This window comes from Enterobacter sp. Taxon_8 (assembly GCF_058354585.1).
In genome coordinates this window covers 4,240,060-4,253,627 of the sequence record NZ_CM177989.1, presented here as the reverse complement: position 1 = coordinate 4,253,627, position 13,568 = coordinate 4,240,060, and the positions used below count along the sequence as shown (strand labels likewise).

The following is a 13,568-nucleotide window of genomic DNA, read 5'->3' as shown; positions in this document are numbered from 1 at the left end:
TCGCGGCGTGGAAGATTATTGCGCGGCGACAGGCTTGGTTTTGGCGTTGGTCAGGTAGTCAATTACGCGCTGCAGAGCTTCTGGTGGCTCCTGGCGTTTGATCTGGGTATGAATGGAGTATTTCGCGCGTGTGTCGGTCGAACGGGTCTGCTCCGATTTATGGGAGACTTTGCCGGTCATTTTGGCTTTAAAGACACCCCAGCCGACGGACGCTTCCACGGAGGCCTCCGCTTCGGTACTGCTGGAACTGGCTTCGCTCTGGCTCACTTCCAGCTCAAAGTCGATGGTGCCGTCTTCGATACAGATGATAGGGTGCGTGATCGCCGCCAGCAGCGGAATGCTCATCTTGCGGGTCACGCTGCCTTTGTTCACGCCTTGTTCGTCTACCACGGTTTCGTCGTAGTCGAACTCGATCGCGACGGCTTTGCCGTCTTTAATGCAGACAGAGAGCAGGAAGTCGGTATAGGACTTGCTCGCCTGAACCTGTGCTTTGATCATCGCCTGCAGCGGACCGCCGATCATATGCTCCAGCGGCAGGGCGTTAATAACTGAACCAATAAATTGTGAATCCATGATGTGAACTCCTTGAATCAGTGAATGCGCGGTTGCGCAGGAGTCACATTACGGAAAGCGAGAAGGGGAAAATATTGGGTAAATGTCATGGCTAAAGGACGCAAAAAACCTATGCCGATCGCAGGATAATCCTAAGGGGTGGTGTTGCGTGATATTCCGGTTTATTGTTGAAATCCCTGCCTCATCGAATTCCGGAGAACCATCGCGTGTTTCAGAAAGTTGACGCCTATGCCGGCGACCCTATCCTCTCCTTAATGGAGCGTTTCAAAGAAGATCCTCGCAGCGACAAAGTGAACCTCAGCATCGGTCTGTATTACAACGAGGATGGCATTATTCCTCAATTAAAAGCCGTTGCCGAAGCCGAAGCGCGTCTGAACGCTGTTCCACACGGCGCTTCTCTTTATCTGCCAATGGAAGGGCTAAACGCTTATCGCAACACCATTGCACCGCTGCTGTTCGGCGCCGATCACGCGGTGCTCGCGCAAAAACGCGTGGCGACCATCCAGACGCTGGGCGGCTCGGGTGCGCTGAAAGTGGGTGCAGACTTCCTGAAAAAATACTTCCCGGATTCAGGCGTGTGGGTCAGTGACCCGACGTGGGAAAACCACGTTGCGATTTTCGAGGGCGCAGGCTTCAAGGTCGAGACCTATCCGTGGTTCGACAGCAAAACTAACGGCGTGCGCGTTGAAGCGCTGCTGGAAAAACTGAACACGCTGCCGGCGCGCAGTATTGTGCTGCTGCACCCATGCTGCCATAACCCGACCGGTGCAGATCTCACTAACGCCCAGTGGGATACGGTGATTGAGGTACTGAAGGCCCGTGACCTGATCCCATTCCTCGACATTGCCTACCAGGGCTTTGGCGCGGGCATGGAAGAAGATGCTTACGCCATCCGCGCCGTAGCCAGCGCCGGGCTGCCTGCTCTGGTAAGTAACTCCTTCTCTAAAATTTTCTCCCTGTACGGTGAACGCGTTGGCGGTCTGTCAGTAGTCTGTGAGGATGCCGAAGCAGCCAGCCGCGTGCTCGGCCAGCTGAAAGCGACGGTACGCCGTATCTACTCCAGCCCGCCAAACTTTGGTGCGCAGGTGGTGGCGACGGTTCTCGGTGACGAGCAGCTGAAAGCGTCCTGGCTTGGCGAAGTGGAGGCGATGCGTAAGCGCATTCTGTCGATGCGTCAGGAACTGGTTAACGTCCTGAAAGAGGCCGTGCCGGGACATAACTTCGACTATCTGCTCAAGCAGCGCGGGATGTTCAGCTATACCGGACTGAGTGCGGCCCAGGTCGATCGTCTGCGCGAAGAGTTCGGCGTCTACCTGATTGCCAGCGGCCGTATGTGCGTGGCGGGCCTGAATGCCAGCAACGTTCATCGCGTGGTGCAGGCGTTTGCTGCTGTAATGTAAGTACTTACCAACTCACCCTCTCCCTGTGGGAGAGGGTCGGGGTGAGGGCATCAGGCCGCACAAAAACGTTGCCCGGCTTTTGTGATCGTCTTCTTTTTATTCCCCTTCATAAGCAAAAACTCCTTCCCTTCACCTCCCGCTGGGGTTATGGTCGGATAGTTTTTTGACCATCCGCTCAAATTAAAACGATAACAAACTGAATTTTCAGGGGAAAACATGCGCAAGATCACACTGGCGCTCAGCGCCGCCTGCTTATTGTTCTCGCTTAATAGCGCCGTCGTCGCGCGAGCTTCTGCCCCGACGCCGCTTTACACCGGTACCACTGCAGCCATGCTTGCCGAGCAGGCGCCCATTCACTGGGTTTCCGTGGCTCAAATCGAAAACAGCCTGATGGGCCGTGCGCCAATGGCCGTGGGTTTTGACATTGACGATACCGTTCTCTTCTCCAGCCCGGGCTTCTGGCGCGGCAAAAAAATGTATTCGCCCGACAGCGAAGCGTATCTGAAGAACCCGGAATTCTGGGAAAAAATGAATAACGGCTGGGACGAATTCAGCATCCCGAAAGAGGTTGCCCGTGCGCTTATTGCTATGCACGTGAAGCGCGGAGACAGCATCTACTTTGTCACCGGCCGCAGTCAGACCAAAACGGAAACCGTCTCCAAAACCCTGCAGGATGATTTTCAGATCCCGGTAGCCAGCATGAATCCGGTGATTTTTGCCGGTGACAAAGAAGGGCAAAACACCAAAACCCAGTGGCTGGAAAAGAAAAATATCAAAGTATTCTACGGCGATTCGGATAACGACATCACTGCCGCGCATGACGTGGGTGCCAGAGGGATCAGGGTATTGCGTGCCTCTAACTCGACCTATCGACCGCTGCCGATGGCCGGAAAGTTTGGCGAAGAGGTCATTGTGAACTCTGAGTATTAAACCGCAGGCGACGAGTTTGACTCTTTTTTAAACAAATCTCGTCGCTGCGGGTTTTACCTTTCGCCTTCTTGCTGCACACTTAGAAAGATTCATCTTTCATTACGGAGCAGCACATGTGGTATCAACAGACCCTGACCTTAAGCGCTAAACCACGCGGATTTCATCTGGTGACGGACGAAGTCATCGGGCAAATCCGCGACCTGCCGCGGGTCAAAACGGGTTTGCTGCATCTGCTCCTTCAGCACACGTCTGCCTCTCTCACGCTTAATGAAAATTGCGATCCCACCGTCCGGTCAGACATGGAGCACCATTTTCTGAAGAGCGTCCCGGACAACGCTCCTTATGAGCATGACTATGAGGGGGCAGACGATATGCCTTCGCATATTAAATCCTCCCTGTTGGGCGTATCGCTTATGCTGCCGGTTCACAACGGGCGGCTGCTGTTGGGAACGTGGCAGGGGATCTGGCTGGGAGAGCATCGCATTCACGGTGGTTCGCGTAAAATTATCGCCACGCTACAAGGGGAATAAAGATGACAATTTCGGAGATACTTCAGTACTGCATGAGCAAGCCCGGCGCGGAGCAGAGCGTCCATAGCGACTGGAAAGCCACGCAGGTTAAGGTGGGGGATGTGCTGTTTGCGATGGTGAAAGAGGTGGAAGGCCGTCCGGCGGCGTCGCTGAAAACCAGCCCTGAACTGGCGGATTTGCTACGTCAACAGCATGATGACGTGAGGCCGAGCAAGCACCTCAATAAGGCGCACTGGAGCACCGTCTATCTGGATGGATCGATTCCAGGCTCGCAAATTTACTACCTGGTGGACGCATCCTATCAGCAGGCGGTTGAGCTGCTGCCGGAAACGACCCGACAGCAGCTCTCCGTGTGACAATTACAGCAACGGTTTAAGGAAGCGCGCGGTGTGCGAGGCTTCGCACTCTGCAACCGTCTCTGGCGTACCGGAGACGAGGATTTCACCGCCGCCGCTGCCGCCTTCCGGGCCGAGATCGACAATCCAGTCCGCGGTTTTAATCACGTCCAGGTTATGTTCGATGACCACGATAGTGTTGCCCTGATCGCGCAGCTGATGCAGCACGTCGAGCAGCTGCTGGATATCGGCAAAGTGCAGGCCGGTGGTCGGCTCGTCCAGAATGTAGAGCGTCTGACCGGTGCCGCGTTTTGACAGCTCGCGCGCCAGCTTCACGCGCTGCGCTTCGCCGCCGGACAGCGTGGTTGCTGATTGCCCCAGACGAATGTAGGTCAGGCCCACGTCCATCAGCGTCTGCAGCTTACGCGCCAGCGCAGGAACGGCATCAAAGAATTCGCGCGCCTCTTCGATGGTCATGTCCAGCACTTCGTGGATGGTCTTGCCTTTGTACTTAATCTCCAGCGTTTCTCGGTTATAGCGCTTGCCTTTGCACTGGTCGCACGGGACGTAGATATCCGGCAGGAAGTGCATCTCAACCTTGATCACACCGTCGCCCTGGCACGCTTCGCAGCGGCCACCGCGTACGTTAAAGCTGAAACGTCCTGGCGTATAGCCGCGGGAGCGTGCTTCCGGCACACCGGCAAACAGTTCACGTACGGGCGTGAAGACGCCGGTATAGGTTGCCGGGTTAGAGCGCGGGGTACGGCCAATCGGGCTCTGGTCAATGTCGATAACTTTATCGAAATGCTCCAGCCCCTGGATGTCACGGTACGGCGCCGGCTCGGCCAGCGTCGCGCCGTTCAGCGCCGTCTGCGCAATCGGGAACAGCGTATCGTTGATCAGCGTCGATTTACCGGAACCGGATACGCCGGTGATACAGGTAAACAGGCCAACAGGCAGCGTCAGGGTGACGTCTTTGAGGTTGTTGCCGCGCGCGCCGGTCAGCTTCAGCACTTTTTCTGGATCTGCCGCTACGCGCTGTTTTGGCACCTCAATCTTACGCTTGCCGCTCATGTACTGGCCGGTCAGCGATTCGGGCACCGCCATGATGTCCTTCAGCGTCCCTTCTGCAACCACCTGCCCGCCGTGTACGCCTGCGCCCGGACCAATATCGATCACGTGATCAGCCGCGCGGATCGCATCTTCATCGTGCTCGACCACGATTACCGTGTTGCCGAGATTGCGCAGGTGGACCAGCGTGCCGAGCAGACGCTCGTTGTCGCGCTGGTGCAAGCCGATGGACGGCTCATCCAGTACGTACATCACGCCTACCAGACCCGCGCCAATCTGGCTCGCCAGACGTATACGCTGCGCTTCACCGCCGGAGAGCGTTTCTGCCGAGCGGGATAACGTCAGGTAGTTCAGGCCGACGTTCACCAGGAATTTCAGGCGATCGCCAATCTCTTTCAGCACTTTTTCGGCTATTTTCGCGCGCTGGCCGGAGAGCTTCAGGTTATTGAAGAAGTCCATCGCGTGGCCGATGCTCATGTCTGAGATGGTCGGCAGCGCCGTGTTTTCCACAAACACGTGGCGCGCTTCGCGGCGCAGGCGCGTTCCTTCACAGGTGGCACAGGAGCGGTTGCTGATGAACTTCGCCAGCTCCTCGCGCACCGCGCTGGATTCAGTCTCTTTGTAGCGGCGCTCCATGTTGTGCAGCACCCCTTCGAACGGGTGGCGACGCACGGAGGTATCGCCGCGATCGTTCATGTATTTGAACTCGATGTGCTCTTTACCGGAACCGAACAGGATCACTTTGTGCACGTTCGGGCTCAGGCTGGCCCACGGCGCTTCAACGTCGAACTTGTAGTGTTCTGCCAGCGATTTCAGCATCTGGAAGTAGTAGAAGTTACGCTTGTCCCAGCCGCGAATGGCCCCGCCCGCCAGCGACAGCTCCGGGTTCTGGATCACGCGATCCGGATCGAAATACTGCTGCACGCCCAGGCCGTCACACGTCGGGCACGCGCCCGCCGGGTTGTTAAAGGAGAACAGGCGCGGTTCCAGCTCGCGCATGCTGTAGCCGCAAATCGGGCAGGCAAAGTTGGCGGAGAAGAGCAGCTCTTCCGCTTCTGGATCGTCCATGTCGGAGACCACGGCCGTACCGCCAGAGAGTTCCAGCGCCGTTTCAAAGGATTCCGCCAGGCGCGTGGCGAGATCGTCGCGCACCTTAAAGCGGTCAATCACCACTTCGATGGTGTGCTTCTTCTGCAGCTCCAGCTGTGGTGGATCGGACAGGTCACACACTTCGCCGTCGATACGGGCGCGGATATAGCCCTGGCTTGCCAGATTTTCCAGCGTTTTGGTGTGTTCGCCCTTACGCTCTTTGATGATTGGCGCAAGGAGCATCAGGCGTTTGCCTTCCGGCTGCGACAGCACGTTATCGACCATCTGGCTCACGGTTTGCGCCGCCAGCGGGACGTCGTGGTCCGGGCAGCGCGGCTCGCCCACGCGGGCATACAGCAGACGCAGGTAGTCATGAATTTCGGTAATGGTACCGACCGTTGAGCGCGGGTTATGCGACGTGGACTTCTGCTCAATAGAGATAGCAGGTGACAACCCTTCAATATGGTCGACATCCGGTTTTTCCATCAGCGACAGGAACTGACGAGCGTACGCCGAGAGCGATTCAACGTAACGACGCTGTCCTTCGGCATACAGAGTGTCGAAAGCCAGTGAGGATTTGCCAGACCCCGAAAGCCCGGTCACGACAATGAGTTTGTCGCGAGGGATTATCAGGTTGATATTCTTGAGATTGTGGGTGCGGGCGCCCCGAACTTCGATCTTATCCATTCACCTTTCCCGGTTGGAACACGGATTGCCTGGTTTGTTTGAAGGACAAACGGCTGTCAGAAACGGCTAATTATGACACAATTTGACCTGTTTGAATATACAGTATTGGAATGCATTTTCTGATTCGCTGTGTAACAATGTTGAGTTGCGGGAGAACTCTGGAACGTGCTACGCAACTATCAAAGTGCAGCATGGAAATGGTACACTCGCGCGTTTACACTATTAAGAAACGTATTCAGGAGACACGAACATGGCCAGCAGAGGCGTAAACAAGGTGATTCTCGTCGGTAATCTGGGCCAGGACCCGGAAGTACGCTACATGCCGAGTGGTGGCGCAGTTGCCAACATTACGCTGGCTACTTCCGAATCCTGGCGTGATAAAGCGACCGGTGAGATGAAAGAGCAGACCGAATGGCACCGTGTTGTGCTGTTTGGCAAACTGGCCGAAGTGGCCGGAGAATATCTGCGTAAAGGTTCTCAGGTCTATATCGAAGGCCAGCTGCGTACCCGCAAATGGACCGATCAGTCCGGTGCTGAGAAGTACACGACTGAAGTAGTGGTCAACGTGGGCGGCACCATGCAGATGCTGGGTGGCCGTCAGGGCGGTGGCGCACCTGCAGGTGGCGGTCAGAGCCAGCAGCAGGGCGGTTGGGGTCAGCCTCAGCAGCCGCAGGGTGGCAACCAGTTCAGCGGCGGCGCACAGTCTCGTCCGCAGCAGCAGTCTGCTCCGGCGCCGTCTAACGAACCGCCAATGGATTTCGACGACGACATTCCGTTCTGATTTCCGCGTGCTAAAAACAAAAAACCCAGACCATCGTCTGGGTTTTTTTATTCCGTAAGGGATCAGGTAATCACCATCGGCCAGTCTGGCGGCGTGTGGCTCATCGCCTCAACCATCACCACTTTAATGTTTTCCCAGACGGCAGCGATATCCAACAGGGTGATACCAAGCAGACCCGTTGCAAACCAGCAGGCCGCACCCAGCCCCAGCAGGGTGCTGATGACAGCAAGACCCGCATAGTCAGATTTACGAAACTGAATGTTCAGCGTGCTGGCTAAAAACATCAGTACCGCACTTAACAAAGGCCAGCGCATGAGAACCATGCTGGTAGTAATGGTTGCCATAAAACCCATCCTCTACAAATCAGACGAACTGCATGAAACAGTGTTTCTCGTTACAAAATATGTGTGAACTATATCACAATTGATGATTTATTCGCCAGTGCCTGTGCGATCAAAAAAGAGGATTTTATTCCCCAGGAAAAGCGATTCTGTAGGCAGGACCAGCCTCGGCGCATGAGGAGATGAACCCACAACGTGCCGGAAACGCCCGTCGGGCAAGTGGGGATACCGCAAATTCGGTTTTTATAACAGGGGCGTTATTCTCCGCCATTACTGAAAATAGTGTGGTAAAGACCGATTATTTATAAATCAACAAACACAGTACCTGGAGCAAATAGCATAAAACGTCATGACGATGTTGTACTTTTTTCATGCTGTTAGACGTTTGGCTTAATCAACGATCGTCTGTTGTGTTATCTTTCTGTCGGCCCCGGCGGGCTGGATAATTATTTCCCTTAATTGAAACGGAACGAATACTTACAGTTTAACTTACGGGAAAATATTATCGTCATAACGAAATTTAAGATTTTTAATACTAAAAGTCAGTTGCTAACTTTGCATGATTCATGCAACGTAATCACCTGTTTAACAAAGCATCCGGCCTTCATTACTACAGGCGTACAACATGCAGGGATATAGGGCGGGAAATGAATCGTAGCGCGCGGCGCAAAATGCTCAGGGTGGTAGGGATCATCATGGTAGTTATGCTGCCGGTGATGCTTGCCCTATGGTTTGCCCAGCTACGCGCCGTGTCTGAAACAAGCGCACAGCTACGCACATTTGCTGAACTGGCTTTAGACAAAACAGAGCTGGTTATTCAACAGGTTGAGCTGGCCCGGGACGAGGCTGAAAAATATCAGGGTGAGCTTTGCACGCCGGGACACCGTCAATATATGCTGAACGTTGTTCGTGGCCGCCTGTTTGTCGCCGATTTAATTTACGCTGAAGGTCAGAATTTTCTTTGTTCGACCGTTTTTACACCGGATCATCCCTACGCCATTCCTGTCGCTAATTACACGCGTAAACCTGACGTCGCTATCTATTATTATCGCGATACCCCATTTTATACTGGCTATAAAATGACATATATGCAGCGCGGAAATTATGTGGTGGTCGTCAATCCGCTTTCATACAGCGAAGTCATGTCAGCGGATCATTCTCTCTCGTGGGGTGTGTACGACACGGTAACCAATGCTTTCTTTTCGGTTAGCCAGAAAGCCAATGTTTCTTTATTAAATTCGATGATTCGAGATAAGGAATCGGTATTTCAAAAAGATAACCGCTTTTATACGATCGTAACGTCCCCCAAAAGACCTATTGCGGCCATTGTGTCGACATCGAATAAACGCTTTTATGAAACGCTTTATCACCAGGCGACGTTGACGCTACCGCTGGGCATGATCTGCAGCATTATTATTTTGCTGGTATGGTCCCGTACCCATCGTGAGCTTAATTCGCCGGGGCGCTTACTGCACCGGGCGCTGAACAAGCGACAGCTTTGCGTCCACTATCAGCCGATTATTGATATCAAGAACAACCAGTGTGTGGGTGCGGAAGCGTTGTTACGCTGGCCGGGTTTTAACGGGCAGGTGATGAGCCCGGCTGAGTTTATTCCGCTGGCGGAAAATGAGGGAATGAGCGAGCGGATTACGGACTATGTCGTTGAGGAGGTGTTCAACGATCTGGGCCATTTCCTGGCGGAGCATCCGCATCTCTATATTTCGATTAACCTGTCGGCCACGGATTTCCACTCCTCGCGGCTGATCGCCATGATTTCCGACAAGGCTCGCCACTACGCCGTCCGCGCGCAGCAAATCAAAATTGAAGTGACGGAACGTGGTTTTATCGATGTGCCAAAAACCACGCCGGTGATTCAGGCTTTCCGTCAGGCGGGTTATGAAGTCGCGATCGATGACTTCGGTACCGGCTACTCGAACCTGCACAACCTCTACTCGCTGAACGTGGATATCCTGAAGATCGATAAATCGTTTATCGATACCTTAACGACCAACAGTACCAGCCACCTGATCGCCGAGCATATTATCGAGATGGCGCAGAGCCTGCGCCTGAAAACCATTGCGGAAGGGGTAGAGACGGCAGAGCAGGTGAGCTGGCTGTTGAAGCGCGGCGTCCAGTTTTGTCAGGGATGGCACTTCGCGAAAGCGATGCCGCCCCAGGAATTTATGACCTGGCAGCAGCAGCCTTTGCACTGAGAGTGATTAATTCAACTGGTGGCGATAGTCGCTCGGCGTACGGTCAAACTCGCGGCGAAACACGCGGGAAAAGGTTTGTTGCGACACATAGCCAAGGTCCATCGCGATATCAAAAATGGGCCGCTGCGTTGAGCGTAGCGCCTGCGCTGCCAGCAGAAGTCTGCGCTGGCGAATGTACTCACCCAGCGTCTGATGCATGACCGTGCGGAACATTCTCTGTAAATACCATTTCGAATAGCCCGACTTTTTCGCGACCACATCAATGTTCAACGGTTGGTCGATATGGTCATCAATCCATTCAATAAGCGTCTGAATAATCTGCTGATGCGACATAAGGTTGCCCCTCTGTAGATACAACTATCTCGGTTAATTCGTCGTTTTCTCTGCGGGGGAGTATAATTCCTCAAGTTAACTTGAGGTAAAGAGGTTTTATGGAAAAGAGATTGCCGCGAATTAAAGCGCTTTTAACTCCCGGTGAAGTGGCGAAGCGAAGCGGCGTTGCGGTATCGGCGCTCCACTTCTATGAAAGCAAAGGGTTAATCAAGAGCATCCGTAACGGGGGTAACCAGCGTCGCTATACTCGCGACGTGCTCCGCTACGTGGCGATAATCAAAATTGCGCAACGAATCGGAATTCCCCTGGCCACGATCGGTGAGGCCTTTGGGGTACTGCCGGAAGGGCACACGCTGAGTCCGAAAGAGTGGAAAGAGCTGTCGTCCCAGTGGCGTGAAGAGCTGGACAGGCGTATTCACACGCTGGTCGCTCTGCGTGACGAGCTGGATGGCTGCATCGGCTGCGGCTGCCTGTCGCGCAGCGACTGCCCGCTGCGTAACCCCGGCGACAAACTGGGCGAGCAGGGGACGGGGGCGCGGCTGCTGGAAGAGGATTGAGATTGCGCGGCAAAAAGCACATAAAGAACTAAAGCGCCACATAAGGGCGCTTTAGTTTTTCCCGGTCTTTGTCTTTCACTCTATCCCGCTGGTTCACGGGAGGGTTTCCCCCGACGTCAGCACCCCTCAGTGTCGAGCTGGTTGGGGAGGTTCCGGATTGTGCTGACACTTTAATTCTATGCAAGACCCGTTTTTTCGCCAGCGTCGCTGACCGGTTTTTAGCCGAATTTTTTTCGCGATGTTGTTCAATTTTCTATAGTTAAAAAGTATGAATAACAGGAGAAAGCCATGCTCACGGTACACCACCTTAACCAGTCGCGCTCGCACCGCGCGATCTGGGCGCTGGAAGAACTCGGCCTGCCTTATGAGATCGTTCACTATCAGCGCCAAAAAAACATGCTGGCGCCGGAGGCTCTCAAAAAGGTACATCCGTTGGGTAAATCACCGGTTATCGAAGATAACGGGCTGATCCTTGCGGAGTCTGGCGCCATTCTGGAGTACCTGCAGGAAACTTACGATCCCGAGTCGCGGCTTAAGCCTTTAGATCCGGCGCATAAGGTGCAGTACCGCTTCTGGCTGCACTACGCGGAAGGATCGCTGATGCCGCTGTTGTTAATGAAGCTGGTCTTCAGCAGCCTCGGAAAACCGCCGGTGCCGTTTGGTATCCGAACCCTGGGGAAAGCGCTGGGGCAGGGGGTGCAGAAAGCGTACCTCAACCGCCAGCTGGAAACCCATGCGCGCTTTATTGAATCACATCTGGCTAAAAACAGCTGGTTTGCCGGGGATACGCTCAGCATGGCCGACATCCAGATGAGCTTTCCGATTTTTGCCCTGCTGGCGCGCGGCGGTATTAACAACCTGCCGCATATTCAGGCATGGAAAAGTAAGGTTGAGAACAGCCCTGGCTGGCAAAGAACTCTGGAGCAAGGGGGGCCGTTATCCATCCCGGGTGAGGATTAAATGTAAACAAATTGCGCATTGACGATAACGTTTGCGCATCCTCTGTTTATTTCTTCAGCGTCATAAGTGAATTTTAGCGAAAAACGATAAAGTTCAGTTGAAAAGGGCGGGGATTAGGCTGGATAATCGTTTGCCTTAATTTGACCACCCGTTTGTAAGCGCGGAGCTAAACGTTTGCTTTTTTTGTGACGCCCTTTCGTCGCAAACGCAACACAAGGATTTGACGTTTAGCTGGCAGTGGCGTCTCCACCTCGCTTACGGACTTCCTAAAAAACTCTCAGGGGATGTTTTCTATGTCTACGCCATCTGCGCGTACTGGCGGTTCACTTGACGCCATGTTTAAAATTTCGGCCCGCGGCAGCACCGTGCGTCAGGAAATCGTTGCTGGTTTGACAACGTTTCTGGCGATGGTTTATTCCGTCATCGTTGTGCCGGGCATGCTGGGCAAAGCGGGCTTCCCGCCAGCGGCTGTCTTTGTAGCGACCTGTCTTGTGGCCGGCGTGGGCTCTATCGTGATGGGCCTGTGGGCGAACCTGCCGCTGGCGATTGGTTGCGCCATCTCCCTGACCGCGTTTACCGCGTTCAGCCTGGTGCTGGGTCAGCACATCAGCGTACCGGTTGCGCTGGGCGCCGTGTTCCTGATGGGTGTGCTGTTTACCATTATTTCAGCGACCGGCATCCGTAGCTGGATCTTGCGCAACCTGCCGCAGGGCGTGGCGCACGGTACCGGCATCGGCATCGGCCTGTTCCTGCTGCTGATCGCCGCCAACGGCGTCGGTCTGGTCATCAAGAACCCGCTGGACGGCCTGCCGGTGGCGCTCGGCCATTTCGCCAGCTTCCCGGTGATCATGTCGCTGATCGGCCTGGCGGTGATTATCGGTCTGGAAAAACTGAAAGTCCCGGGCGGCATCCTGCTGACCATTATCGGCGTGTCGATTGTGGGCCTGATTTTCGATCCGAACGTCCACTTCTCCGGCATTTTCGCCATGCCGTCGCTGAGCGATGACAAAGGCAACTCCCTGATTGGCAGCCTGGATATCGTTGGCGCGCTGAACCCGGTGATCCTCCCAAGCGTGCTGGCGCTGGTGATGACCGCCGTGTTTGACGCGACCGGTACTATTCGTGCGGTGGCCGGTCAGGCGAACCTGCTGGATAAAGACGGTCAGATTATTGACGGCGGCAAAGCGCTGACCACTGACTCCCTGAGCAGCGTCTTCTCTGGTCTGGTGGGTGCGGCGCCTGCGGCGGTATACATCGAGTCCGCGGCGGGTACGGCGGCAGGCGGTAAAACTGGCCTGACGGCGATCACCGTCGGCGTGCTGTTCATGCTGATCCTGTTTCTCTCTCCACTCTCGTACCTGGTTCCGGCGTACGCGACCGCGCCAGCGCTGATGTACGTTGGCCTGCTGATGCTGAGCAACGTGGCGAAAATCGACTTTGCGGATTTTGTGGACGCGATGTCTGGCCTGATTACTGCGGTCTTCATCGTACTGACCTGTAACATCGTGACCGGCATTATGATCGGCTTCGCGTCGCTGGTGATCGGTCGTCTAGTCTCCGGTGAATGGCGCAAGCTGAACGTTGGCACCGTTGTTATCGCCGTTGCGCTGGTGGCGTTCTACGCGGGCGGCTGGGCAATCTAAGTTGTCCTTTGATGCGAAAACGGGTGGCTCAGGCCGCCCGTTTTTATTTTCAGGACTCATCCTGTTGCCTTTTGCGTTACTCTGGGGAAGATAGAATAAAAGGCACGACGCCTTCCGGAGTACAT

Annotated in this window: 13 protein-coding genes; 9 read left to right on the top strand and 4 right to left on the bottom strand. The window is 54.7% G+C overall.

The window, feature by feature from the left end:
• Window positions 1-15: 15 nt before the first annotated feature.
• The gene (locus tag AC4IBF_RS20265) at window positions 16-573 is read right to left on the bottom strand and encodes a DUF2589 domain-containing protein (protein WP_045335167.1); all 558 of its coding nucleotides are present in this window, start codon (window positions 571-573) and stop codon (window positions 16-18) included.
• A gap of 206 nt (window positions 574-779) precedes the next feature.
• Here AC4IBF_RS20265 and tyrB point away from each other — a divergent pair, with 206 nt between their 5' ends.
• The 4 genes from tyrB (at window position 780) to AC4IBF_RS20245 (ending at window position 3,789) form a co-directional block, all read left to right on the top strand.
• Window positions 780-1,973, top strand: coding sequence for an aromatic amino acid transaminase (gene tyrB / locus AC4IBF_RS20260; protein WP_491463068.1), 1,194 nt, complete (start codon window positions 780-782; stop codon window positions 1,971-1,973).
• A 216-nt stretch (window positions 1,974-2,189) separates the two neighbouring features.
• Window positions 2,190-2,903, top strand: a complete 714-nt coding sequence (aphA, locus tag AC4IBF_RS20255) for an acid phosphatase AphA (protein ID WP_133293590.1) — start codon at window positions 2,190-2,192, stop codon at window positions 2,901-2,903.
• 113 nt (window positions 2,904-3,016) lie between these two features.
• On the top strand, window positions 3,017-3,433 hold the full coding sequence (locus tag AC4IBF_RS20250) for a secondary thiamine-phosphate synthase enzyme YjbQ (RefSeq protein WP_111964202.1): 417 nt from the start codon (window positions 3,017-3,019) through the stop codon (window positions 3,431-3,433).
• A gap of 2 nt (window positions 3,434-3,435) precedes the next feature.
• Entirely contained in the window at window positions 3,436-3,789 is a 354-nt protein-coding gene (locus AC4IBF_RS20245; protein ID WP_111964201.1) for an MmcQ/YjbR family DNA-binding protein, read from the top strand.
• A 3-nt stretch (window positions 3,790-3,792) separates the two neighbouring features.
• On the opposite strand, the gene uvrA is transcribed toward AC4IBF_RS20245, so the two are convergent.
• Window positions 3,793-6,615, bottom strand: a complete 2,823-nt coding sequence (uvrA, locus tag AC4IBF_RS20240; protein WP_491463067.1) for an excinuclease ABC subunit UvrA — start codon at window positions 6,613-6,615, stop codon at window positions 3,793-3,795.
• A gap of 250 nt (window positions 6,616-6,865) precedes the next feature.
• Here uvrA and ssb1 point away from each other — a divergent pair, with 250 nt between their 5' ends.
• Complete coding sequence (gene ssb1, locus AC4IBF_RS20235; protein ID WP_023310055.1) at window positions 6,866-7,396, top strand: single-stranded DNA-binding protein SSB1; 531 nt, start codon at window positions 6,866-6,868, stop codon at window positions 7,394-7,396.
• Window positions 7,397-7,458: 62 nt separating this feature from the next.
• Here ssb1 and AC4IBF_RS20230 read toward each other — a convergent pair whose 3' ends face one another.
• On the bottom strand, window positions 7,459-7,740 hold the full coding sequence (locus tag AC4IBF_RS20230) for a YjcB family protein (protein WP_136196011.1): 282 nt from the start codon (window positions 7,738-7,740) through the stop codon (window positions 7,459-7,461).
• 644 nt (window positions 7,741-8,384) lie between these two features.
• Here AC4IBF_RS20230 and AC4IBF_RS20225 point away from each other — a divergent pair.
• Window positions 8,385-9,950 carry an EAL domain-containing protein gene (locus AC4IBF_RS20225; protein ID WP_111964200.1) on the top strand — a complete coding sequence of 522 codons (1,566 nt, stop codon included), beginning with the start codon at window positions 8,385-8,387 and terminating at the stop codon, window positions 9,948-9,950.
• Window positions 9,951-9,956: 6 nt separating this feature from the next.
• On the opposite strand, the gene soxS is transcribed toward AC4IBF_RS20225, so the two are convergent.
• Window positions 9,957-10,283 carry a superoxide response transcriptional regulator SoxS gene (soxS, locus tag AC4IBF_RS20220; protein ID WP_008503387.1) on the bottom strand — a complete coding sequence of 109 codons (327 nt, stop codon included), beginning with the start codon at window positions 10,281-10,283 and terminating at the stop codon, window positions 9,957-9,959.
• Window positions 10,284-10,381: 98 nt separating this feature from the next.
• On the opposite strand from soxS, the gene soxR reads away from it, so the two are divergent.
• From soxR to ghxP, 3 genes are all read left to right on the top strand, one after another.
• Window positions 10,382-10,840, top strand: coding sequence for a redox-sensitive transcriptional activator SoxR (soxR, locus tag AC4IBF_RS20215; RefSeq protein ID WP_008503388.1), 459 nt, complete (start codon window positions 10,382-10,384; stop codon window positions 10,838-10,840).
• 288 nt (window positions 10,841-11,128) lie between these two features.
• Complete coding sequence (locus tag AC4IBF_RS20210; protein WP_115876910.1) at window positions 11,129-11,800, top strand: glutathione S-transferase family protein; 672 nt, start codon at window positions 11,129-11,131, stop codon at window positions 11,798-11,800.
• 293 nt (window positions 11,801-12,093) lie between these two features.
• Entirely contained in the window at window positions 12,094-13,443 is a 1,350-nt protein-coding gene (gene ghxP / locus AC4IBF_RS20205) for a guanine/hypoxanthine transporter GhxP (RefSeq protein WP_115876909.1), read from the top strand.
• Window positions 13,444-13,568: the final 125 nt, after the last annotated feature.